Below are 23,916 nucleotides of genomic sequence, written 5' to 3' on the forward strand. Positions count from 1 at the left end.
GACCTGATAGATTTATCACAAAATTTAAAAAAGAATGATGCTGATTACCTAGTTACTTTGTCATGGTTTAGCATCACCATAAAAATACTTAATTAAGCATGCTGTCGTTCCGTTCCGCTCGAATGCAAAAAAAGAGACCTCCAATGGAGACCTCTTTCACATAACGCTTTATTAGTAATGCACATGTCCTGATGTCATTACCCAAATAGTTCCTCCTGCTACTACGATTGCGCAGAAGAAAGCATAAACGATATTTATAGTTTGTACTTGTCCTTCTCCTTCTGTAAGATGCATAAACATAAACAGTTGAAGAATGGCTTGAATGACAGCCAATGCACCGATAATCCACATAACAGTTATCATTGGAAGATCTGTATATAACTTAGCTCCTACAGCTGCGAAGGTAAGTAATAAAGAAACAATAAAACCTGCAATATGACCAATTGGAAATTTTTCATTTTCATGATTTTTTGCCATCTTTAATTACCCTCCCATTCTAGCAAGATAAACGAATGTGAAGATGAAAATCCACACAACGTCTAAGAAGTGCCAGTATAAACTTATAATAAATGTCTTACGAGCTGTTGTTGGTGTTAAACCATGCTTCATTAATTGAATAATAATTAATATTGCCCAGCCAATACCTATGGATACGTGCAATCCATGCGTTCCAAGCAATACAAAGAACGAAGAAAGGAATGCACTTGTCTGCATTGTTGCACCTTCATGTACATAATGAATAAACTCATTTACTTCCACAAAAACGAACCCTGCACCTAATGCCAAAGTGATAATTAACCAAGTTAATAATCCTTTTAAATTCTGGCGACGCATATACCATATGGCAATCCCACAAGTGAAACTACTTGTTAATAGTAAAAGTGTTTCAATCATGACATCTTTTAATTTAAATAATTCAGCTGGAGTAGGCCCGCCTGCAAAGTTATCCTTTAAAGATCCATAGGCTGCAAACAAGGTAGCGAATAATACAACCTCCGCACCAAGGAAGATCCAGAAGCCTAGAATATTTAAACGGCTTTGCTCTGTCTGATATTCTAGTGGTAAAGACTTATCGACTTTTGCCATTATTTCTCACCTCTCCATGCACGTTCCGTTTTCTTAATAACATCCAGTTTAATATGGTAACCTTCGTCATAATCAAAAGAACGAATTATTAAGCCAACAAAAATACCTAAACTACAGATTGCAGCTGGAATAAACAATTCAAATACTAGTAAGAAACCAACTACACCAAATATTGCACACATATAGAATGGCAACCAAGAGTTGCTCGGCATGTGTATTTCTTCTAACTCTTCTTCTTTTAAAACTAAGCCTTCTTTATTTTTCTTCATATACCAGAATGCATCTAATGCTTTTACTTCTGGAGTGATAGCGAAGTTATATGGCTGAACTGGAGAAGCTGTATGCCATTCTAATGTTCTTGCATCCCATGGATCTGTTGAAATCTTTCTATCTGCATAACGAGTGCTATAGTAAATGTTATAAACAAGTACTGCAAATCCCGCAGCAAGAATAAGAGATCCGATTGCGGAAAGCATGAACAATGGTGCAAATCCAGATTCTGCAGAGAAAGTATAAGAACGTCTTACTGCTCCTTGTAAACCTAAGAAGAACATTGGCATAAATGTTACGTTAAAACCAATATTAAATAACCAGAAATGCCATTTTCCTAAACGCTCATTTAAAGCATAACCGAACATTTTTGGCCACCAGTAATAGAAACCAGCAAATACTGCATACACTACACCTGGTATTAATACATAGTGGAAGTGAGCTACTAAGAATAATGTATTATGATATTGATAGTCTGCTGCAGCCATTGCAAGCATAACTCCAGTTACCCCACCAATTGTAAAGGTTGGAATAAATGCAAGCGACCATAGCATAGCTGTTGTAAATTGAATTCGCCCTTTTCTCATTGTAAATAACCAGTTGAAAATCTTAACCCCAGTCGGAACTGCAATTAACATTGTCGTAATCGAGAATACAGAGTTTACAACAGGTCCAGACCCCATCGTGTAGAAATGGTGAACCCATACAACCATACTTAAGATAGCAATACCTACAATAGATATAATCATTGAATTATAACCATATAGACGTTTTCTTGAGAAAGTCGCAATTACTTCTGAGAACATACCGAAAGCAGGCAAGATTACGATATAAACCTCAGGATGTCCCCATAACCAGAATAAGTTATTCCATAACATCGCATTTCCTCCACCGGAAATCGTGAAGAAATGTGTTCCGAATAAACGGTCAAATGTCATTAATGCTAGTGCAACAGTTAAGATTGGGAATGCAAATACAATAATAACGTTTGTAATTAATGAAGTCCAAGTGAACATTGGCATTTTCATTAATGTCATCCCTTTTGCACGCATTTTTAGGATCGTAACAACAAAGTTGATACCTGTCATTAACGTACCTATACCTGCAATCTGCAAGGCAATGGCATAGAAGTTATTTCCAACCCCTGGCGTAAATTCTTTCCCAGCAAGAGGGAAATAGGATGTCCATCCTGCATCAGGTGATCCACCAATTACGAAAGAAATATTGAATAACATTGCACCACTAAATGTTAGCCAGAAGCTTAATGCATTTAATTGTGGGAATGCAACATCACGTGCACCAATTTGTAAAGGAATTACTACGTTCATTAGTCCAATCAACGCAGGCATCGCCATAAAAAGAATCATGATAACACCGTGTGTTGTAAATACTTCATTGTAATGCTGTGCATCTAAAAAATCCATTTCAGGTGCTGAGGTTTGATATTTCATCATCAAACCATCTACTCCACCACGGAAGAACATTAATACGGCTACGATAATATACATAATACCGATTTTTTTGTGATCAACCGTTGTTATCCATTCATCCCATAGATATTGCCATTTCTTAAAATAGGTGACACCAACTACAATGGCAAGCATTGTTAGCGTAATACCTATTTGAGCAGATAATATGAGGGGATCACCAGTAATAACGATATGTTCCCACTTAATGTGCATCCTCTTCACCCCCGTTTGACTCTTCGTTCTTTTCAAAAGTTTTACCTGGATATCCATGAACTCGATATAGCTCAGGATTTAAATAATAGTTTGAGTCTCCACCTTTCCCGTGATCAATCCACTCTAAATGAGTATTAGAGAAAGTCATACGGCCTAAATGTGTCGGCTTAATAATTTCTTTATATTTTTCCTCAGTTAATTCAGGGGCAGTTTCTTTTACTTCATCTACCCATTCATCATAGTCCGCTAAGGTTTTTGCTTCAACTTCAAATTTCATCTCCGCATAGCCTTTACCGTTAAAGCTTGTATTTTGCCCTTCATAACTACCTGGGTTATCAGCCACAACATAAAGATCTGTTTCAGCCCCATACATTGTGTACTTCTGGCCAGCTAATGCAGGAATCCAGAATGATTGCATTGTTCCAGCAGAAGTTAATTTAAACTCCACTGGTACACCAGCAGGGATATTTACATAGTTGACTGTTTCAATTCCTTCTTCTGGATAGCTAAAAATCCACTTCCAGTCAGCAGAAGTTACATTAATTACAATAGGATCTTGATCTTTATAATCCTCTGGAATATCCTCTAATGCATAAATTGTTTTTACAGTCGGAATCGTTAATGCAATAATAATTAGAAATGGGATTACAGTCCAAACAATCTCAAGCTTTGTACTTCCATGTTCTTCTGGTTCATAATCCGCATTGTCTTTCGTTGCGCGATATTTCCAAACTATGTAGCCAAATAGTCCAAAAACTACTAGACAAACAAAAGCCATTAATACAATAGACCAGTTAATCAAGTCTGTAATACTTCTAGCAACAGGACCTTGTGGATCAAATACAACCATCGATTCACAACCGCTTAAAATGAATAGTGGTACAATTGCTAAAAGTGAAACTAAAATTCCCTTTTTCATTTGTACAGCTCCTTCCGTTTAAGTTCAAATGTTAAACTATTCACAGAATGTTCGATATTTAGACATAGAACATTCATATTACATAGGTAAAATAATGATTATTACTACCTGTATGATGATATCATATCTCGAACCTATTATTTGTGACAAAAAACGTAAGTATAATTTTACCAATTTTCACATTTTCTATTCTTATGTTTTCCGTGTATTCAAGATTTTATCAACCTTTTTATTATATCAGATGCTATTATTAAAATCCATGTCCACACTCTTGTCACAAATACTTTTTCAACCTATAGCATTTCTATGTTCCCCTCTCTCACAAGACATTTAAACGCTTACAAACATTATAGAATATTCTGGTTGGTTTTTCCAATATTTATTCCTCTTCATTCCCTTTTATTCATTTAGTTTATTCTGTTATATTTATCACAGACTATACTTCATTAAACTAGATTATCTTTCCTATTTTATAGATTATCCATATTTAGTTATGCTTTTCAAAAAAACCCTTTAGATAGATAAAAAAAGGCAGAAATATATACCGCCACCAGTAGCAACTGCTCTTGTATCCGTATAAATTTCTGCCTTGTTCAAATACTAATTTTCTAGTATTTCTTGTAATTTCCCTTTTACCATGTCATTTATTTTTTTCACATCTTTTTTAATTTCATCTACAACTTGGCTCCATTTTGAAGAATTCTCTTTTATGGTTGTTTCTAATTCCTCTGCTTTTTCTTTAATTACTTTTTTTGTTTCTTCTACTTTTTCATTTACATTTCCATTATCCTTATTTGCTAGTTTATCACTAACAGATAATACTTTAAAATTTTCCGGTTCTACGTATTGTACAGCCTGATCCATAATTGTCTTAAAAATTGGTACTACATCCCCCGAGCTTTTGCTTGGAAGATAATGTTGATCATCTGTTTTATCATAACCGAGCCACATGGCACCAACTAGATTTGGGGTATAACCCACAAACCATTGGTCCTTTGTACCAGAAATATTACCATTATCTAATTGAGTAGATCCTGTTTTTCCCGCAATTTGGAATCCAGTCACTTTTGCACCTTGACCTGTTCCTGATTTTATAACATCCAGTAGCATCGAAGTCATATCATCTGTGACTGATTTTGATGTTACTCTTGTTGATTCAGGTTCATATTCCGCAATAACGTTACCTGTTGGTCCAATAATTTTTGTAATCAAATGATTCTCCATTCGAACACCATCATTTGGGAACGTAGAATAAGCACTGGCCATTTGTAAAGGGGAAACACCTGTAGTCATTCCACCTAAAGCAATCCCTAAATACTCATCATCTTTTTCATACGGAATTCCAAATCGATCAAGCGATTTAAGTCCCGTTTCTAATCCAATTTGGTCTAATAGCCAGACAGCTGGAACATTTAAGGATTCTTCTAAAGCTTCATACATTGGGACTTCTCCCTTAAATGTTTTTGTAAAGTTTTGTGGTTCATATTTCCCTTTCTTAAAAGGTTTATCCTCAAGCATCGAATCTATCTTATATCCTTTTTCTAAAGCTGGTGTATAAACCGCAAGTGGCTTCATTGTAGATCCTGGTTGTACTTTAATTTGAGTAGCTCGATTAAATCCTCTGAAAACTTGCTCTCCTCTTCCTCCGACTAATCCTCTTACCCCACCTGTTTCTGGGTCAAGCAGCACTGCTCCACCTTGCACTAATGTCCCATCAGCGCTTTTTGGGAAAAGAGAATCGCGAGCAAAGGTCTTTTCTAATGTTGATTGAAGATTTTGGTCCATCTCTGTATAAATTTTATAGCCTCTTTTCAAGATTTCTTCCTGAGTAAGACCATATTTATTGATTGCTTCATCGATAACCGCATCTACAAAGTAAGGATATTCTCTTTCAATAAAGGAGCCTCCCCCATTTTCTAAAACAATTTTTTCTTTTACTGCCTTTTGATATTCTTTCTCTGTTATTTCGTTTAAATCTAGCATTTTCTTTAGAACCACATTACGGCGGGAAACTGCCCCATCATAATTATTATAGGGATCTAATGCAGAGGGAGCCTGTAATATCCCTGCAAGTAAAGCAGCTTCACTTATTGATACTTCTTTAATATCTTTATTAAAGTACTTTAAAGAAGCTTGGCTAATCCCCCATGCTCCACTACCAAAATAAACATGGTTTAAATACATTTGTAGTATTTCTTCTTTTTTATAATGCTTCTCTATTTCTACTGCTAAAAATAATTCCTCTGCTTTCCGTTTATACGTCTGTTCGGAAGTTAACAAGGCATTTTTTGTTAATTGTTGCGTAATGGTACTGCCTCCACCTGTAATTCTTCCTGCAAAAATATTTTTAAAAAAGGCCCGAGTAATTCCTTTTATATCAAACCCATTATGTTCATAAAAACGTTCATCTTCAATAGAAACAACAGCTGCCGGAACATATTCAGGTACATCCTCCAATTCTATTCCTTCCGTTCTTTCTGTTCTTATTTGGGTTGCTTCGTCCCCATCTTTATCGTAAATAATCGTTGCCTGGCTTAAACCAGCCTTCAAGGTACTAACATTTGCCTGTGTCGCTAAATACGTAAAATATAATATTGCCAACAAAACAAACAGTAACCCACCCAAAAGTATAATTTGGGTAAGATGTCTCTTCTTCCAAAAGCGTCGAAACCCTTCCCAATACGGTTTTAGTCTTTCCATTCTATAACCTATCCTTTACTTTTACTAAATAGAATAAATACTATATATTTTCTTTTCTCTCTTTCCTATCAAACATTAGACGTTAATTTCCATTCTTTTGTTGCAAGTTATCTATCAAAACTATATTCTCTTTTTTTGTAAATTACAAGAAGGTATTCCCCTCTCTATTATTACCAAATTTATCAAGGAGCGAGCTCTGTTGTTTATTCTATCGCAGTTTCGGGAAAAGACCTATTATAGAAGAAAAAGGATGTGAGAGATAATGAAAAAAATGTTCAGACGATTGATTACGTGGGGACCTATCATTTATCCCTTCGCCAAAAAAATGTGGGACAAGCGGAAACAGTCCAAGGTAAACTCTAGTACTGCTACACGCTAAAAGAAAAAATCCAATGCAGCCAGGGCTATTCGCCTTAGGCTACATTGGATTTTTTTATGCATTAATATTGTTATAAGCAAGCACTACTTCTTTCACTAAAGCATGGTCTTCATTTAAACCTGATACTTTACTGAAAGCTGTTTGAACTCCATTTTCATCTATTAAGTTCTTTAACTCAATAGACTCTTGATCTTCCGGTGTATAAAAGCGAAGTGCTGATGCCATCACTTCAACTAAGTAAGAAGGAATTTCGTTAAACTCCCTATAATATGCTAAAGCAGGAGCGACTAATCGATCATTGCCACCTAATTTTCTTAATGGTGATCGACCAACTCGTTTTACGTCGTCAACGATATAAACATTTGCAAAACGGCCTAAATATACTTTTGGCAGACATAATGCTGACACAATTAAATTAATAAAATCCAATAAAATCAGCATTCCGCGTTAACTCTCTTAAAAGATTCTATTTAACCAACAATTTATACACCAAAAAAAGAAGGGTTTCCCCTTCTATAAAATCCGTTTTTTTAATCAAACTTCCACTGCACTAGTATCTTTCATCACTTCAATAAAATGGATGTGATGTTCTTCAATATTTTTTATTTTAAAGATATATCCTTCTTCTTCCAAAATATCCCCTTCAACCGCTTCAAAATTTTTAGTCAAAAACCATCCGCCAATCGTATCCACTTCCTCCTCAGATAAATGAGTTCCTAAAAGATCGTTTACTTCGCTGATTAATACTTTGCCATTAAGTATATAATGATCGTCTTTAATTCTGCGAATATCAGAAATTTCATCCTCATCAAACTCATCTCTGATGTCTCCTACAATTTCCTCTAGTATATCTTCTGCAGTAACAATACCTGAAGTACCACCATATTCATCAAGCAGAATCGCCATATGTGTACGTTCTTTCTGCATTTTAATTAATAATTCTCTTATAGGAACGGTTTCAATGACACGAATAATCGGTTTCATATAGTCCTCTAATCGAATCTCTTGTTTGTTTTGAACAGTTGCCGTTAGAAATTCTCGAATATTAATTAATCCGATTACATTATCCTTATCTCCATTTACTAATGGATAACGAGTGTAATTCTCCTCTTCCAATATATTCATTATTTCATCAAAGGTATTATCTACACTAATCGTAACCATTTCGGTTCTCGGCACCATGATTTCTTTGGCAATTCGTTCATCAAATTCAAAAATATTATTTACATATGCTAGTTCATTTTTATTGATTTCACCGCTTTTATAGCTTTCTGACATTAAAATTCTTAACTCTTCTTCTGAGTGTGCAAGTTCATGTTCTGATGCTGGTTTTAATCCAAAGATACTTGTCAAAAGTCGTGCAGACCCATTCAACAACCAAATAAAAGGATATAATATTCGATAGAACCAAATAATTGGATTTGCAAAGGTTAATGTTATAAGTTCTGCCTTTTGAATAGCAACCGTCTTTGGAGCAAGTTCTCCAACAACAACATGCAAGAAGGTTACAAGTAAAAAGGATATAACAAAGGCAATCACGTGAGATAATGCATTCCCAATGGATAACTTAATAAATAGTGGCTCAAGAATTTCCGCGAAAGTGGATTCTCCAATCCAACCTAGTCCTAAAGCTGTAACAGTTATCCCTAATTGGCAAGCTGAAAGATATTCATCTAAATGTGTCGTTACCTTTTTTGCCGCTAATGCACCTTTTTTTCCTTCAGCAACTAACTGATCGATTCTTGAACTCCTGACCTTTACTATTGCAAACTCGGTTGCAACGAAAAAAGCAGTTAAAGCAATTAATATCACAAATAAAATCAAATTAAAAATTTCCAATAAGTAGCCCGTAAAGGGGCTTACACCTCCTGATAATAAAAGCGCATCCGCATTTCTCCAATAAAAGGAGAGACGCTGTTGCTTATAATAATTCCCATTCCTTTTAGTTAAATTTTTTATGCAAACCTTAAAAAAACAGTTTAATTTAGCAAAAGCAACAATGCTTGTATTAAAGATATACTTTCATGAGATATAGTATTTCTTACTTCTTTCTTTTTATGATGGTCCTGAATATCTACTGATAGAAGCATTTGATGAATCTTTTCATTCAAATCCCTCATATTTTCTTTCAGTTCCTCTACATCCAAAGTATTCATTTTGTGATTATTTAATTTCCCCTTAATTTCCTCTAGCGTTAGCTTTCTCTTTTTAAATTCTTCAATAACTTTAATTTGTTCTATTTGTTCTTCTCTATAATAACGATAATTTGTTTGAGAACGTTCTGCTTGAAGAAGGCCAAGGTTTGTATAATAATCTATGGTTCTTTTCGTTACACCAGTAACTTTTGCCAAATCACCAATTCTTAATTTCACATCCCCATCGCTTCTCCTCCTAACCATAACGTTTTAGTTTTACTTTTTTATTATATAAGGGGAATGAGAAAAGATTCAAGCAAAAAACTTCCTATATATAATAGCTTTTCCTTACGCTGACTAAATTTTCACAAAATGTAGGCTTTTTATATTATTAAAATACAATTTAGGTTAAAATATAAGAAGATAAATAGAAAAGAAAAATATATTTAAGAAGGGGAAATGGAGTGGAAACAATTATCAATTTTCTTATGAATAAAGGGGTAAAAAGGTTTTTTATTTTTGCATTAATCATTCTGGGCATCTATGCGCTTAGAAGCATGATTAATTTAATGCTATTTACTTTTATCCTTTCTTTTTTAATGGATCGCATGGAAAAAATTATCTCCAAGCGAATTCACGTTAAACGAAACGTTATAGTTAGCCTCCTCTATCTGGTAACCATCGGAATTCTTTCCTATAGCTTTATTAAATATTTGCCAATGCTTGTAGAAGAAATAACGGCATTAGTTAGACAAGTAATGGATTTTTATTCCCGTCCACATGATAATGAGGTCTTAAATTATATTGTTTCCATCATTCAAGAAAGACAAATCAACAGCTATTTGGAACAAGGACTTGGCATTGTTGTCAAATATTTCTCAAGTATCAGTTCCATAAGCATACAATTCATACTCGCTATGATTCTAAGCTTCTTCTTCCTTTTAGAGAAGCCGCGATTAATAAAATATAAAGAAAACTTTCGTAAAAGTAAAATTGCACCTTTTTATAATGAAATTGAATTCTTTGGCAAAAAATTTGTGTTAACATTTGGAAAAGTATTAGAAGCTCAAGTTATCATAGCTTTAGTAAATTGTATCTTAACGACTATCGGATTATGGATCCTTGGTTTTCCTCAATTACTAGGCTTATCTCTGATGATATTTGTCTTTGGGCTTATCCCAGTTGCAGGGGTTATTATTTCCCTCATACCGTTGCTGACAATTGGGTACACAATTGGTGGATACACCTATATTATTATATTGATTATCTTTATTTGTGTTATCCATGCTATTGAAGCTTATATTCTTAATCCGAAGCTAATGTCATCGAAAACAAATTTACCTGTATTTTTTACTTTTATTGTGCTTATCTTCTCTGAACATTTCTTTGGAGTATGGGGCTTAATCATTGGAATACCTGTGTTTGTTTTCCTTTTAGATATCTTACAGGTACAAAGTATGGATCCCAATAGAGAAAAAGACATGATAAAGGAATAAACCCGTCTACCTTTTTATACACATAAATAGAAAAGCAGGTTGAATACACTTTGTACCGTGTATCTAACCTGCTTTTTCATTAAATAAACATTACCGAATTAATACTTCAATACTGCTCCTGTATTCGCAGATGTCACAAGCTTAGAATATCGTGCTAAATAGCCACTTTTTACTTTTGATTCAAACCCTTTCCATTCTGCTTTCCTTTGTTGCCATTCTTCCTCAGGTACTACAACATCCATTGTACGATTTTCAATGTCAATCACAATATGATCGCCATCTTTAACAAATGCCAACGGTCCTCCTTCTGCCGCCTCTGGTGAAGCATGGCCGATAGATATACCGCGAGAAGCACCTGAAAAACGCCCATCTGTTACAAGCGCAACTTTGGGACCAAGACCCATTCCAACAATTTGTGAAGTAGGTGCTAGCATTTCCGGCATACCCGGTCCTCCTTTTGGTCCTTCATAGCGAATGATAACAACATGCCCTTCCTTCACTTTGCCTTTCACTAATCCCTCTAATACATCATCCTGTGAGTCAAACACAATAGCTGGCCCTTCATGACGTTGAATTCCGTTTTGAACACCACCTGTTTTAATGATAGCACCTTGAGGAGCAAGATTACCAAACAAGACTGCTAATCCTCCTGTTGAGGTATGAGGATCATCGATTGGACGAATCACTTGATAATCCTTCACTTTACATCCAGCAATATTCTCTCCAAGTGTTTTCCCAGTAACAGTTAATGTATCCAGATGAAGAGCCCCTTCCTTTTTGGATAGTTCATAAAGAGCCGCTGAAACTCCTCCAGCTTCATGTAAATCTTCAATATGTACATCAGAAGAAGGAGCAAGCTTCGATAAATGAGGTACTCTTGATGCAACTTGATTGATTCTTTCAAGTGGATATTCTACGCCCGCTTCATGTGCTAAAGCCAATGTATGAAGAACAGTATTCGTTGATCCTCCTAATGCCATGTCCAATGCAAAGGCATTATCAATTGCCTTTTCTGTCACAATATCTCTTGGTTTAATATCCTCATCTATTAAATGCATCAGCTGTTTAGCAGATTTCTTTACAAATTCTTTTCTCTCAGGTGCGACAGCAAGAATTGTCCCATTTCCAGGCAAAGCAAGACCTAATGCTTCAGCAAGACAGTTCATTGAATTTGCTGTGAACATTCCGGAACAAGAACCACAGGTCGGACAACCAAATTGCTCTAATTCTCTTAGACCACCTTCATCAATTTTGCCTGACTGGAAAGCCCCTACTCCCTCAAACACAGATGATAAAGAAATCTTCCTCCCATCACTAGTAACACCAGCCTTCATTGGTCCACCACTTACAAAGATAGTAGGAATATTTAATCGTAGGGAGGCCATCATCATTCCTGGTGTAATTTTGTCACAGTTTGGGATACAAACCATTCCATCAAACCAATGTGCAGCAACTACCGTTTCAATGGAATCTGCAATAATTTCACGGCTTGGCAAAGAATAGCGCATTCCAATATGCCCCATCGCAATTCCATCATCCACACCAATTGTATTCATTTCAAATGGAACGCCGCCTGCTTCTCTTATTGCATCCTTTACAATCTTTCCAAATTCCTGTAAATGAACATGTCCTGGAACAATATCAATATATGAATTGACTACAGCAATAAATGGTTTATCAAAATCCTCCTCTTTTACCCCAGCAGCTCGCAGTAAGCTTCGATGTGGCGCACGATCGAATCCCTTCTTTATCATATTACTTCTCAATTGTGTCACTTCTACCCCTCCAATTATCCGATTAAAGCGAAAAATCTGTATATTTAAACTTTTACTTATTGTAACACTATAAAAGCAAAATTGGTATAATTTCTTCTTGAGATTATAAATAGAAATCGATATCGACAATCCTTTTTACCAAAAAACAAAAACATTGTTAAATTAGGTTTTTTCTAACGGACAATGTTAGAAGTTCTCACATAATAACCTTATGTATTCTAATTCTCCTGTCCTTCTTAATCCATTCTCAGCCAACTTAATATTATATAAAAATAATTTTTCTGTTAGTAATTTCATTAAATACGGCTGTAAATAAAGCTCTATAGATAAACAAAAGCAATGAAGTTCCTATTATCCCTTCATTGCTTTTTATTGATTTCATTATTCTCTATTTAATAAAGTGAATCATCACTTTAGTGTGTTTCCTTGCTCCCACTGAGAATTAGTAGAACCATTTCGGATATTAATGGACAGTTAATCTCCGTCTATCCTATCCGTTCTCCTAAGCAAATATTTCACTAATTTGTTTCACTTCTTCTTCTGTTAACGCCACTTCTAAGGTTCTCAGATTATTCTTAAGCTGACTAGTTGATTTCGCTCCTGGAATAATCACATCAACTGCAGGCTGTTCTAATAGCCATGCTAATGCAAAATGTGTTGCATCAAAGCCTTTTTCTTCAGCCATTTGCTTTAATTTGTCGACTTTTTCAACATTTTGAATAAATGCCTCTCCTTGAAATAGAGGATTATTTTGTCTGCCATCACTAATTGTGGAATCCTTTGAATACTTTCCAGTCAATAGACCAGAAGCTAAAGGAAAATATGGAACAAAGCTAATGTTATGTTCAACACAATACGGTAAGTACATTTCCTCTGCTTGTCTTTTAAATAATGAATATTCTGCTTGGAATACTTCTAAATAGCCATCCTGATTAAATGCCTTTAGTTGTTCAGCATCCAAATTAGAAGCTCCAACTGCAAGGATCTTCCCTTCATCCTTTAACTCTTGTAACGTCCCTGCAACTTCAGCCATTGGAGTGACATCATCTGGAAAATGAACATAGAATAAATCAATATAATCTGTTTGCAGTCGCTTTAGACTGTCTTCTACAGATTTCCGTAAAAACTCTCTACTATTATCAAGTTGTATTTTGCCATCCACTAATTTATGAGCAGCCTTGCTTGCAATGACGATATCTTGGCGGTTACCTCTTTCCTTTAGCACCTCTCCAATTAATTCCTCTGATCTTCCTAATCCGTATACATAAGCAGTATCAAGAAAATCAATTCCAGCATCTAATGCATTTCTTACTACATTTTTTCCTGTTTTATCATTTAAATTCGGAAATAAATTATGACCACCGACAGAGTTCGCACCATATCCCAGCTTCGTAACATGCATAGCCGTTTGACCTATTTGAACTTTACTACTCAAAAAGATTCATCTCCTTCATTAGTATATAGACAACTATCTATTCACTCCTAGTATGCGTATTTCTGTAATAAGAGTAAAGTAATTCGCTTTATATTCTATTTTTGAACAAGTATCATATACTTTTTAGAAGAACAAATAAAGAAAGGACTTCGATTATCTGTGCATGTATTAAAAAACGGAATCTTTTTTCTCCTTATTCTCCTTCTATTCCTTACACTTTGGTCGATGAGGGGAGTTTCACTGCTATTAAATTTTCCTTTTCTACTTATTCTTATCGTTCCCTTATGGATATATTTTCGAATCCAACAAAACAATCAGCGAAAAGCGGTACTACTTTCAAAAGAATTTCCAATTAATCTATTTTTCGTATATATGCTGACAGTTATCTATGTAACATTGGAGCCTTTTCACTTTACTCCACCTAGTCTAAATGACGGAAAAATGAATCTAATTCCTTATGTTCAAATTCTATATCAATACAAATATAAACCGCCTTTTTTTTGGATGCTATATACGCTCGGAAACATCCTTTTATTTATCCCATTTGGTCTTCTACTTCCTTTTTTGTATAAAAAGCGATTTAGAGCATTCGTTATACTAGGACTTGCTATTCTCTGCTCCCTTTCTATTGAGACTATTCAATTTTTCTTTACTGTAGATAGAGCTGCAGATATAGATGATTTCATTCTAAATATCTTTGGAGCAATGGTTGGCTATTTTCTCTTTTTATTTATGGGGCTATTCGCGCGACGATTATTACATAAGTGCTAAACATTAATCTTTTTAAGATGCTAGCTTTATATAGAAAGAGGCTGGACAAAACTAAATAACCAATCTTTAAAGACGAACAATATCTAATTTAGCTCTTAAATAAAGCTACTTTCTCATGATGGTTATCTATGTTTTTAAATATAGTTAAGTGTAAAAACTAAGTAGTTCCATTGCGCTACAGACGCACGATGCGCCGGGGGAGGAAGCTGAGCCTTCTCGCATGCGCTGCGGGGCCTTAAGCGTCTCTATTTCCCGCAGGAGTCAAGCGTCCTCCGCTCCATTCCACTTCGTTTTTAAACTTTTTTTCAAATTGAAAAACACGAACTTTTATGTATACTAACTATACAAAAGTTCGTGTTTATTATTAGTTGAAATACTTTTGTCCCAGCCTCATCCTATAACAATAACCTTTTTTACGGGTAGATTTTCTATTCTTCCCCGATGATTCTTACTTCTGTTTCAAGGTCTACGTTAAAATTTTCTTTTACCGTCTTTTGCACATGCTTTATTAAAGATAGATAGTCATTTGCTGTTGCATCTTCTACGTTTACAATAAAACCAGCATGTTTTGTAGATACTTGCGCACCGCCAATTTTCGTTCCTTGAAGTCCGCTGTCTTGAATAAGCTTTCCCGCAAAGTGGTTAGGCGGTCTTTTAAACACACTTCCACATGAAGGATATTCTAATGGTTGTTTTGACTCTCTTAAGAAAGTAAGTTCATCCATTTTTGCTTTGATATCTGCATATGTTCCTTTTCCAAGGGAAAAAGTTCCCTCTAATGCTACCCAGCCATTTTTTCCAATACTACTTGTACGGTAGCCAAGCTCTAATTCTGCTTTTGTTACTGTGCGAATATCCCCAGTTCTAGTTAAAACTTTTGCGGCTTCCAATACGTCAGAAACTTCCCCCCCATAAGCACCAGCGTTCATATACAACGCTCCTCCTACAGAACCTGGAATGCCACAAGCAAACTCGAGTCCTGTTAAAGAATGCTCTAGGGCAAATCTAGATGTCTCAATAATTGGAGCACCACTTTGAGCAATCACTTTATTACCATCAAGGGAAATAGCATCAAGCTTTGTTAAATTAAATACAACTCCACGAATTCCGCCATCTCTAATTAGCACATTTGAACCATTTCCTAAAATAGTGATTGGCATATTTTCGCTTAATGCCAATTTATACCCAGACTGTAATTGCTCGTACGTAAGAGGAAAAAGCAAGAAATCAGCCTTCCCACCAATTTTCGTATACGTATATTTATTTAACGCCTCATCAATCATTACACTTTCATTAGGCAATATTTCTAGAAATTTTTTAATTAATATGTTTTTATCCATTAATCTCAACCTTCTGTACGTATTTCTGACTACACTATTCTAATAGTATACCAAAATTATAAAATGGTACGACGCTATTAAGCAAATTTATGTGAAATCATACTCAATCCCATTATATGAAACTCCCCTTCTCTTCATGCTAATAAAAGGGGGAAGACCAGTTTGCTTATTCATGCTGGATGGTAAAACAGCATTTAACAGGTTGAAAAATACAAAAAAAGCTAAGCAATCTCTTTTTATTGATTACTTAGCCGCCATTACTAATTCTTTTTCCTTTTGATGCAATAAATCATAGGAAAGGCATGCTGGTTTATTGGTTCTCGGATCTTTTACTACGACAGCATCTATTTGAAAAACTTCTCTTAATACCTCTTCTGTCATTACTTCTTCTGCCGTTCCTTCTTTCATTAATTGACCATTTCTCATTGCAACCATATGATCCGAAAATCTTGCTGCGTGATTAAGGTCATGAATAACCATCACAATCGTTCGATTTTCTTCTTCATTTAATTTCTTTAATAATTTCAAAACTTCCAATTGATGAGCCATATCCAAATAGGTTGTTGGTTCATCTAGGAGAAGAAGATTTGTTTCCTGTGCAATCGCCATGGCAATCCATGCTCTTTGTCGCTGTCCACCTGATAACGTATCGACTTCCTGGTTTTTCAATTCCGTTAACCCAGTGACATCCAACGCCCAATTTATTACTTCTTTGTCTTTCTCCCCTAAGCGTCCAAAGCCTCTTTGATGAGGTGATCGCCCATAGGATACTAAATCAAATATCGTTAATCCATTAGGAGCTTCTGGAGATTGAGGAAGAACTGCCATTCTTTGCGCAATTTTTTTTGTTGGTATTTTGTGAATCATTTCTCCATCAAGATAAACATATCCTGCTTTTGCCTTATGGATCCGCGCAAGTGTTTTTAATATCGTTGATTTTCCGCAACCATTTGGTCCAATAATAGTAGTGATTTTTCCCTCTTGGACACGTAAATTTAAATCATGGACGATAATTTTGTCTTCGTATCCAATTTTAAGTTTGTCTGTTGATAGTATATCCACTTATTCTCCCCTCCTTTATTTCTCTCATAAATTTATCTATTATATTTTTTCTGTAGAATTAAACAGCTGTTAAAATAATCCTCTATTTACACTTTTCTTATTTTCTCATTTATTCATTTCTTTATTCCCTACATATAAATGAAATACTAAATGATAATGATTTTCATTATTTATTATAATTTGAACAAAGCTTTCATTCAAGACTATTTAAACAAATTTAACAAGATTTATTTCTTGTAGCTTTAGATGATTTCATTCATACAAAAAAGCCTGCTTAACAAGTTCAGACTTTTTTGTCGGATATACATTCAAAAATACTGGCCCCAATTAATTGGATGATCTCTTTTCCTTTTTGATTAGTTGGTAATTGATCTGTTAAAACCGCAACATAGATAATTTCATCCTCGTACTCGATAATAGCACAATCGTGTTCGACCTTATCTAACTCTCCTGTTTTATTGGCAATCCTAATAGAGCGATTCTCTCCAAGATAATAGGGCAGTTTATCAAGAAGTTGCTGATTGCTTAGGATTCTCTTAGCACTTTGATTCTTATCGTTCTGAATAGCCTTTAAACACCGAATAATGTCTAGAGGGGAAGTATAGTTATCCAATTTTCTTTCTCTTGCTTGTTGATCCATCATTTTTCGTTGAAGAACTGTATTGGACATTCCAAGCTGTTGGCATCTGCTATTAATACTTTCCAGTCCAAGTCGTTCAATCAAATAGTTGGTTGCCATATTATCTGAAACAATAATCATCGAAGTAAGTAAATCACCGATTGATAAATAGCTTTGTGGGGAGATGTATTGAACGATACCCGCTCCTCCTGCTTTCCGAATATTATCAACTCTTATTAACTCGTCCAACTCTAAGGTTCCACTTAGGCTTTGCATAAATCCTTCTATCATAATTGGTAATTTAATTAGACTAGCACTTGGAAAGACATCCCTTTCGTTTAGAAAAAAAAATTGTCCCTTCCACTCAATAGCTATCCCTAAATGACCTTGTCCCCTATGCTCCTGTGCAATTTTGTTTATACTTTTGCTTAATCTCTCTATATCCATTCTGCTATCTCCTAATAAAGATGACATGCTACAAAATGACCATTTTCTCGTTGCTGCCAAGTTGGCTTATCATTGGCACAAATATCCATTGCATGAGGACAGCGCGTTCGAAAAACACAACCACTTGGTGGGTTTACCGGACTTGGTATCTCCCCTTTTAAGATGATTCGTTCCCTTTTGTCTTCTATATCAGGATCTGGAATCGGAATAGCAGAAAGGAGCGCCTGTGTATATGGATGAAGTGGATTCGAATACAACTCTTTACTATCTGTTAATTCTACTAAATTCCCTAAATACATGACGCCAATTCGATCACTAATTTGCTTTACCATCGATAAATCATGGGCTATAAATAGATAGGTTAATTGTTTTTCTCTTTGTAATCGTTTTAATAGATTTACTACTTGAGCTTGAACAGAAACATCTAATGCAGAAATCGGCTCGTCAGCAATAATAAATTCAGGCTCTAACGCCAAAGCTCTTGCTATGCCAATTCTTTGTCTTTGCCCCCCACTAAATTCATGTGGAAATCGATTACCATGTTCTCTATTTAGACCAACACTTTCCAATAACTCATCTATCCTTGCATTTTTTTCTTCCTTTGTATGATACACTCCATGAATTTCCAAAGGTTCTGCCAAAATCTCTCGCACAGTAGAACGAGGATTTAACGAAGCATAAGGGTCCTGAAAAATCATTTGCATTTTGCGACGAAACGAAAAAGTATCCTTTTCAGAAATGTTCTCCATATTGGTATCATTATACAGAATCTGTCCATTTGAAGCTTTATACAGTCCAATAATCGTCCTACCCAATGTCGATTTTCCACAGCCTGATTCACCAACAATGCCAAATGTTTCTCCTTTTTTAATTTGAAAGGAGACATTTGATACAGCTTGTAATGTCGTATTTTTTTCTAATTCAAAATATTTTGATAGATTATCTACCTTCAATAGAACTTGCTGTGCCATATCATTCTCTCCTTATTCCCAATATCTTCTTGCTATACATAATTCTTTTTCATAGTTTGTATTTTTTAAAGGAATAATTTCGATTGTTTTTCCTGTCTTAGGAGAATGAAGCAATTTATTTTCTCCATAATAGATACCTACATGGTGAATCTTTCCTTTCCCTTCCTCGTAAGCAAAAAATAATAAATCTCCTGGCTCTATTTCATCTAAAGGAACATTTTTCCCTGCCTCTGCCTGCTCACTTGCATCTCTTGGTATCACATAACCATTTGCTAAACACATGGAGTAACTGAAACCTGAGCAATCATAACCATAAGAACTCATGCCACCCCATAAATAATCAAGACCCAAAAATCGTTCTCCTTGCTTTACTATATCCTTCCCCGTTCCTTTACGGACATCTTGAGAGGAGGAATAACTGGATACATCCTCCGCTTTAATCCACCCTTCTCCAGTAGGTGTAGTCACTTGTACCCATTCCCCTTCTTGATTTTTTAGTGGAAGCCTCGTTTGGAAGGCTAATTGCAATACAGCATCTTTATTGACATCACATAAATCTGTTGTAGATGCTTCAATAACTGCAATCGGTCCACTTTGTAAAGAGTAAATCCCTTTTTCTACTAATTGTTTTTTCGGTATCCACCCCGGATAACCTAGCTGATTTTTTTTAGTCGCTTGATTGGGCAATGCAACAAACATCCAGTCCTCTTTTTCTGCCAAGACATATACCTCTTGGCCATACAATACTTGTGATTGTACTAAGTTCCCGGTACAAAGCTCCAGTCCTTTTTCATAATCAAGGCTATCTATCCAGTTCTTCATATCACATGGATTATCAATTGCCATACAATCAATTTCCCTTGCCGAGTCTTCACTTGTCCAAAGGGTAGCAACAGGAACATCCACTATTTTCACATCATATTTACTCATCCCACATTCTCCTTTTCTTGTCCAAGAATATGATTTATTCCTAAGCCAAATTGATCAGATAGAGTGATGCTTCTTCCGTTATATTGAATACCTCCACCCACTATATCCTCAGCCAACATCAGTGGTGCATCAAAATCATAACGAGTTATATTCTTTTTACTTGCTGCAAAATGTGCAGCTGCCGTAATTCCTAATTTCGTTTCAATCATACTTCCGACCATACATTCTACTCCAGAGACTTCAGCCAGATGGTTAATAATCTGAGCTCGGTAGATCCCTCCCGATTTCATTAATTTAATATTAATCAAATCAGCACTACGTGTTTTTAGCACCTCAAAGGCTTGATTCGGAGTAAATACAGCTTCATCAGCCATAATTAAAGTATCTACTGAATCGGTTACTTTCTTCAGCCCTTGTATATCCGCTGCTTTAACCGGCTGCTCAACTAATTCGATGTTTAGTCCTAAATCCTCCATTTTTCGTATTGCTGTAACTGCTTCTTTCGGGCTCCAGCCTTGATTAGCATCCAATCTTAATTTAATTTCCTTCCCTACTCTTCGTCTAATTTCTATCATTCTATTAATATCCGTTTGAATTTCATCTTTTCCAACTTTAATCTTTAATACAGTAAACCCTTGCTTAACATAGCTTGCTGCGTCTTCTCCCATTTCAATCGGATCATTAACACTTACTGTATAATCTGTTTCCAATGTATTATTATATCCGCCTAATAATTGATAAAGCGGCAGTTTACAATATTGAGAAAAACAATCATAAAGCGCCATATCAATTGCTGCTTTTGCACTTACATTTCCTACAAGTATTTGATGGATTCCTTGAAGTAATAATTCGAGTTGCAAAACACTTTTACTCAATAAATATGGTTTGAACACTTCATGAATAGACGCTTCAATGCTTTTCAGGCTGTCTCCAGTTATCACTAAAGTCGGTGGTGCTTCTCCCCAACCAACAATTCCGTTTTCACATGTAATTTTTACATATACAGAATCTGCAATAGTTACGGTTCGTAATGCAGTCTTAAAAGGCTTGATTAACGGAACTGCGACACGGAATGTTTCAATTCTTGTTATCTTCACTATGTACCATCCTTATTAAAAAAATTCTAGTTTTATGGTGTTAATTAATTATTGACTCGTTCTAAAACTTTCAATCTCCTTCTATCGTTATTCCACCCCACTATCAATCATTAATACTTTCTCATTCGTGTTTATTTCCGCATTCACACCTAGCGGGATTGACACTTGAGGAGAGCAATGTCCTATTTTAAATCCCTTCATCGCTGGTTTCCCAGCTTTTTGAATGTAGTGATCCATCACTTCTTCTAATGCAAGTGATTTATCTCTTTTAGAATGACATTGATGGAAGTCACCGATAACGATTCCGGCAGCATCGGTTAGCTTCCCAGCTTGCAGTAATTGATTAAGCATCCGATCTACAGAGCGCGGTTCTTCATTTATATCTTCTATCAATAAGATATTCGATTTTGTATTTATTTCAAAAGGAGTACCAATTGAACTTGTGATAAGGGAAAGATTTCCTCCTGTTATCCTTCCAGATGCCTTCCCTTCCACTAAAACCTCTAGCGGTGAGTATTCTTCGGTATATAGCATTTCCTTTGGTTCAAATAATTGTTGGAATAGGTCTTTCGATAAAGGATGACAGTCTTCCTTCCCAATATCAGAAGAAAGCATTGGACCATGAAAAGTAACCAATCCAGTGCTATTAGAGATAGCTGTATGCAAAAAAGTTATATCACTATAACCCCAAAATATTTTTGGATTTTGAGAAATTATTGAATAGTTAATCTTACTTGCCAACCTTGCTGTTCCATATCCTCCACATGCACAGAAAATTCCTTTTACTTCTTTATCTAAAAATGCATTTTCTAAATCTATTAATCTAAATTCATCTTCTCCTGCTAAATAACCGTAATGGTCGTAAACATGTTGTCCAACTTTAACTTTTAAACCTAATTCCTCTTCCAGATAGCTAATACCTTCCCTTAAAAAGTTGGGCGATGGCGGACTTGCTGGGGCGATTACTGCAACAGTATCTCCTTTTTTTAAACGTTCCGGCTTTATCACTTTTTTAATCCCTTTCTCGTTTCGTTTTTTGAATGCTTTAAGGAAAAAAGGGATGCCTTCCGTTCATCCCTTCTCCCCTCCATTTATTTTTTATCTGCCCATTTTAACTCAAGATATCCAACTGGATGACGAACAATTCCCGTCACACTATCATTTTGTAAATACACATAGTTATAGAAATGAATTGGGAAAATTGGTGCCTCATCAAGCAATAACTTTTCTGCTTTATACATTAATTCATAACGTGTTGCTTCATCAGATTCACTCTTAGCATCTTTAATTAATTGATCATATTCAGCATTTGACCAACCCGTTCTATTCATTGCTAAACCTGTTTGGAAGTTTTCCAAAAAGTTAATTGGATCACCATAGTCTGCTAGGAAGGAACTTCTGGATAATTGCAGCTTCAATGCTGTTTGTTCTTGAGTAAAGACACTTGATTCCATATTTGCAAGCTTTACATCTACCCCAAGATTATCCTTAAACATTGCTTGTAGAGCTTCCGCTATTGCCTTATGTGTATCATTTGTGCTATAGGTGAGCGTCACTTCTGGTAATGTTTTATAGCCTTCTTCCTTCATTCCTTGTTCAAGTAATTTCTTTGCTTCTTCTACATCTGTTTTTATTAAATCTCCACTCGTTTCACGAAAATCATTTCCGTTATTGTCCAAGTATCCATAAGAAACAAAACCATATGCAGGTTTCTCCTGATTTTTTGTTACATAATCGACAATTTGCTGTTGATCAACTGCTAAAGCAAAGGCTTTACGGATATTTTTATTTGTGAAAGGTTCTTTTGTTACATTAAATCGATAGAAGTATGTTCCTGCCTGGTCTTCTACTTTTACTTTTCCTTCATTAAATAATTGCTCACTTAATTCTGCTGGAACATCAGAAGTATCCAATTCTCCATTTTGGAACATTTGATATTCAGTATTAGAATCATCTACCATTGCCCAATGTATTTTATTAAGTTTAACCGTATCAGCATCCCAATACGTTTCGTTTTTCTCCATTTCAAAATAGCTGTCATGCTCCCATCTTGTTAATTTAAACGGACCATTTCCTACAAATGAATCTGCCTCTGAAAACCATTCTGGATTCTCCGTTGCTACCTTTTCATTAATCGGGAAAAAGGCAGGATTGGTGATGACATTTAAGAAATAGGCCTGTGGGCTTGTTAACATAACCTCAAACGTCTTTTCATCAATCGCTTTAACTTTTACATCATCCGCTGAGCCCTCTCCGTTTGCATATGCTTCTCCTCCCTCAATGAAATAACCAAGAAAGGCAGCTGGCGATTTCGTATCTGGATTTAACAATCGCTTCCATGCAAATTCAAAATCCCCAGCAGTAACCGGATCTCCATTAGACCAATTTGCATTCTCCCTTAAGTGGAAAGTATATACTTTCCCATCTTCTGATACATCCCAATTTTCAGCAATGGCAGCTTGAGGCTCATGGTTGTTATCCAATCGGGTTAAGCCCTCCATTAAATTATTTAAAGCTGTCCAGGAAACACTATCAAAACCAATCGGCGGATCGAAAGAACTAGGCTCTTGTCCATTATTTAAATATAATATCTTTTCTTTCGTCTCCCCAGATGACTCTTCCTTCCCTGCATCACTATTTGCTGTACATGCAGCAAGAGAAAAAATTACAACCATAGCCAAAAAACTTATCCATATCTTTTTCATCGTATTCCCCCCACATCGTTTTCATCTAGCAATCTATAAAATGACTTTTCCTTAAAGTCAAAAAATAGCATAAACTTACACTGCTAAAAAACAGTTT

Annotated in this window: 20 protein-coding genes; 2 read left to right on the forward strand and 18 right to left on the reverse strand. The window is 35.4% G+C overall.

The genetic code is table 11. The annotated features are described in order from the left end of the window. Positions 1 to 171: 171 nt before the first annotated feature. The 8 genes from qoxD to ACTNDN_RS04665 all read right to left on the reverse strand — a co-directional run bounded on the left by qoxD (position 172) and on the right by ACTNDN_RS04665 (position 9,408). A complete protein-coding gene (gene qoxD / locus ACTNDN_RS04630; RefSeq protein WP_031536248.1) occupies positions 172 to 477 on the reverse strand; it encodes a cytochrome aa3 quinol oxidase subunit IV in 306 nt (101 codons plus the stop codon). A gap of 6 nt (positions 478 to 483) precedes the next feature. Then, positions 484 to 1,086 carry a cytochrome aa3 quinol oxidase subunit III gene (gene qoxC / locus ACTNDN_RS04635; RefSeq protein WP_035416157.1) on the reverse strand — a complete coding sequence of 201 codons (603 nt, stop codon included), beginning with the start codon at positions 1,084 to 1,086 and terminating at the stop codon, positions 484 to 486. Further along, complete coding sequence (gene qoxB / locus ACTNDN_RS04640; RefSeq protein ID WP_109767898.1) at positions 1,086 to 3,038, reverse strand: cytochrome aa3 quinol oxidase subunit I; 1,953 nt, start codon at positions 3,036 to 3,038, stop codon at positions 1,086 to 1,088. Before qoxB ends, qoxC begins: the two co-directional genes overlap by 1 nt. Next, positions 3,028 to 3,957 carry a cytochrome aa3 quinol oxidase subunit II gene (gene qoxA / locus ACTNDN_RS04645; RefSeq protein ID WP_031536245.1) on the reverse strand — a complete coding sequence of 310 codons (930 nt, stop codon included), beginning with the start codon at positions 3,955 to 3,957 and terminating at the stop codon, positions 3,028 to 3,030. The genes qoxB and qoxA overlap by 11 nt, the downstream gene beginning before the upstream one ends. 600 nt (positions 3,958 to 4,557) lie before the next feature. Further along, positions 4,558 to 6,657, reverse strand: a complete 2,100-nt coding sequence (locus ACTNDN_RS04650; RefSeq protein WP_251627857.1) for a transglycosylase domain-containing protein — start codon at positions 6,655 to 6,657, stop codon at positions 4,558 to 4,560. Positions 6,658 to 7,090: 433 nt separating this feature from the next. Next, positions 7,091 to 7,477, reverse strand: a complete 387-nt coding sequence (locus ACTNDN_RS04655; RefSeq protein ID WP_031536243.1) for a hypothetical protein — start codon at positions 7,475 to 7,477, stop codon at positions 7,091 to 7,093. A 93-nt stretch (positions 7,478 to 7,570) separates the two neighbouring features. Further along, the gene (locus tag ACTNDN_RS04660; RefSeq protein WP_048716901.1) at positions 7,571 to 8,875 is read right to left on the reverse strand and encodes a hemolysin family protein; all 1,305 of its coding nucleotides are present in this window, start codon (positions 8,873 to 8,875) and stop codon (positions 7,571 to 7,573) included. A 140-nt stretch (positions 8,876 to 9,015) separates the two neighbouring features. Beyond that, positions 9,016 to 9,408, reverse strand: a complete 393-nt coding sequence (locus ACTNDN_RS04665; RefSeq protein ID WP_231512521.1) for a MerR family transcriptional regulator — start codon at positions 9,406 to 9,408, stop codon at positions 9,016 to 9,018. A 227-nt stretch (positions 9,409 to 9,635) separates the two neighbouring features. Here ACTNDN_RS04665 and ACTNDN_RS04670 point away from each other — a divergent pair, with 227 nt between their 5' ends. Then, positions 9,636 to 10,667 (forward strand): AI-2E family transporter, encoded by a 1,032-nt coding sequence (locus tag ACTNDN_RS04670; protein WP_031536240.1) that lies wholly within the window; start codon positions 9,636 to 9,638, stop codon positions 10,665 to 10,667. Positions 10,668 to 10,765: 98 nt separating this feature from the next. Here ACTNDN_RS04670 and ilvD read toward each other — a convergent pair whose 3' ends face one another. After that, a complete protein-coding gene (ilvD, locus tag ACTNDN_RS04675; RefSeq protein ID WP_031536239.1) occupies positions 10,766 to 12,442 on the reverse strand; it encodes a dihydroxy-acid dehydratase in 1,677 nt (558 codons plus the stop codon). Between the two features lie 502 nt (positions 12,443 to 12,944). Then, positions 12,945 to 13,877, reverse strand: coding sequence for an aldo/keto reductase (locus tag ACTNDN_RS04680; RefSeq protein ID WP_396953869.1), 933 nt, complete (start codon positions 13,875 to 13,877; stop codon positions 12,945 to 12,947). A gap of 159 nt (positions 13,878 to 14,036) precedes the next feature. On the opposite strand from ACTNDN_RS04680, the gene ACTNDN_RS04685 reads away from it, so the two are divergent. Continuing rightward, complete coding sequence (locus ACTNDN_RS04685) at positions 14,037 to 14,648, forward strand: VanZ family protein (RefSeq protein ID WP_051640926.1); 612 nt, start codon at positions 14,037 to 14,039, stop codon at positions 14,646 to 14,648. 428 nt (positions 14,649 to 15,076) lie between these two features. Here ACTNDN_RS04685 and murB read toward each other — a convergent pair whose 3' ends face one another. The 8 genes from murB to ACTNDN_RS04725 all read right to left on the reverse strand — a co-directional run bounded on the left by murB (position 15,077) and on the right by ACTNDN_RS04725 (position 23,819). Then, positions 15,077 to 15,988: a UDP-N-acetylmuramate dehydrogenase gene (gene murB / locus ACTNDN_RS04690; RefSeq protein WP_031536235.1), complete on the reverse strand. Its 912-nt coding sequence runs from the start codon at positions 15,986 to 15,988 to the stop codon at positions 15,077 to 15,079. Between the two features lie 243 nt (positions 15,989 to 16,231). Further along, the gene (locus ACTNDN_RS04695) at positions 16,232 to 17,050 is read right to left on the reverse strand and encodes an ABC transporter ATP-binding protein (RefSeq protein ID WP_109767897.1); all 819 of its coding nucleotides are present in this window, start codon (positions 17,048 to 17,050) and stop codon (positions 16,232 to 16,234) included. A gap of 283 nt (positions 17,051 to 17,333) precedes the next feature. Further along, on the reverse strand, positions 17,334 to 18,116 hold the full coding sequence (locus tag ACTNDN_RS04700; RefSeq protein WP_235248441.1) for a serine hydrolase: 783 nt from the start codon (positions 18,114 to 18,116) through the stop codon (positions 17,334 to 17,336). An 11-nt stretch (positions 18,117 to 18,127) separates the two neighbouring features. Beyond that, entirely contained in the window at positions 18,128 to 19,087 is a 960-nt protein-coding gene (locus tag ACTNDN_RS04705; RefSeq protein WP_031534985.1) for an ABC transporter ATP-binding protein, read from the reverse strand. Positions 19,088 to 19,099: 12 nt separating this feature from the next. Next, a complete protein-coding gene (locus ACTNDN_RS04710) occupies positions 19,100 to 20,017 on the reverse strand; it encodes a C40 family peptidase (protein ID WP_109767895.1) in 918 nt (305 codons plus the stop codon). Next, positions 20,014 to 21,114: a mandelate racemase/muconate lactonizing enzyme family protein gene (locus ACTNDN_RS04715; RefSeq protein WP_109767894.1), complete on the reverse strand. Its 1,101-nt coding sequence runs from the start codon at positions 21,112 to 21,114 to the stop codon at positions 20,014 to 20,016. The genes ACTNDN_RS04710 and ACTNDN_RS04715 overlap by 4 nt, the downstream gene beginning before the upstream one ends. Before the next feature lie 87 nt (positions 21,115 to 21,201). Next, positions 21,202 to 22,131, reverse strand: coding sequence for an LD-carboxypeptidase (locus tag ACTNDN_RS04720; RefSeq protein ID WP_396953870.1), 930 nt, complete (start codon positions 22,129 to 22,131; stop codon positions 21,202 to 21,204). A gap of 74 nt (positions 22,132 to 22,205) precedes the next feature. Beyond that, on the reverse strand, positions 22,206 to 23,819 hold the full coding sequence (locus ACTNDN_RS04725; RefSeq protein ID WP_251627861.1) for a peptide ABC transporter substrate-binding protein: 1,614 nt from the start codon (positions 23,817 to 23,819) through the stop codon (positions 22,206 to 22,208). Between the last annotated feature and the right edge of the window lie 97 nt (positions 23,820 to 23,916).

The organism is Niallia sp. HCP3S3_B10, assembly GCF_052064465.1.
GTDB lineage: Bacteria > Bacillota > Bacilli > Bacillales > Cytobacillaceae > Niallia > Niallia hominis.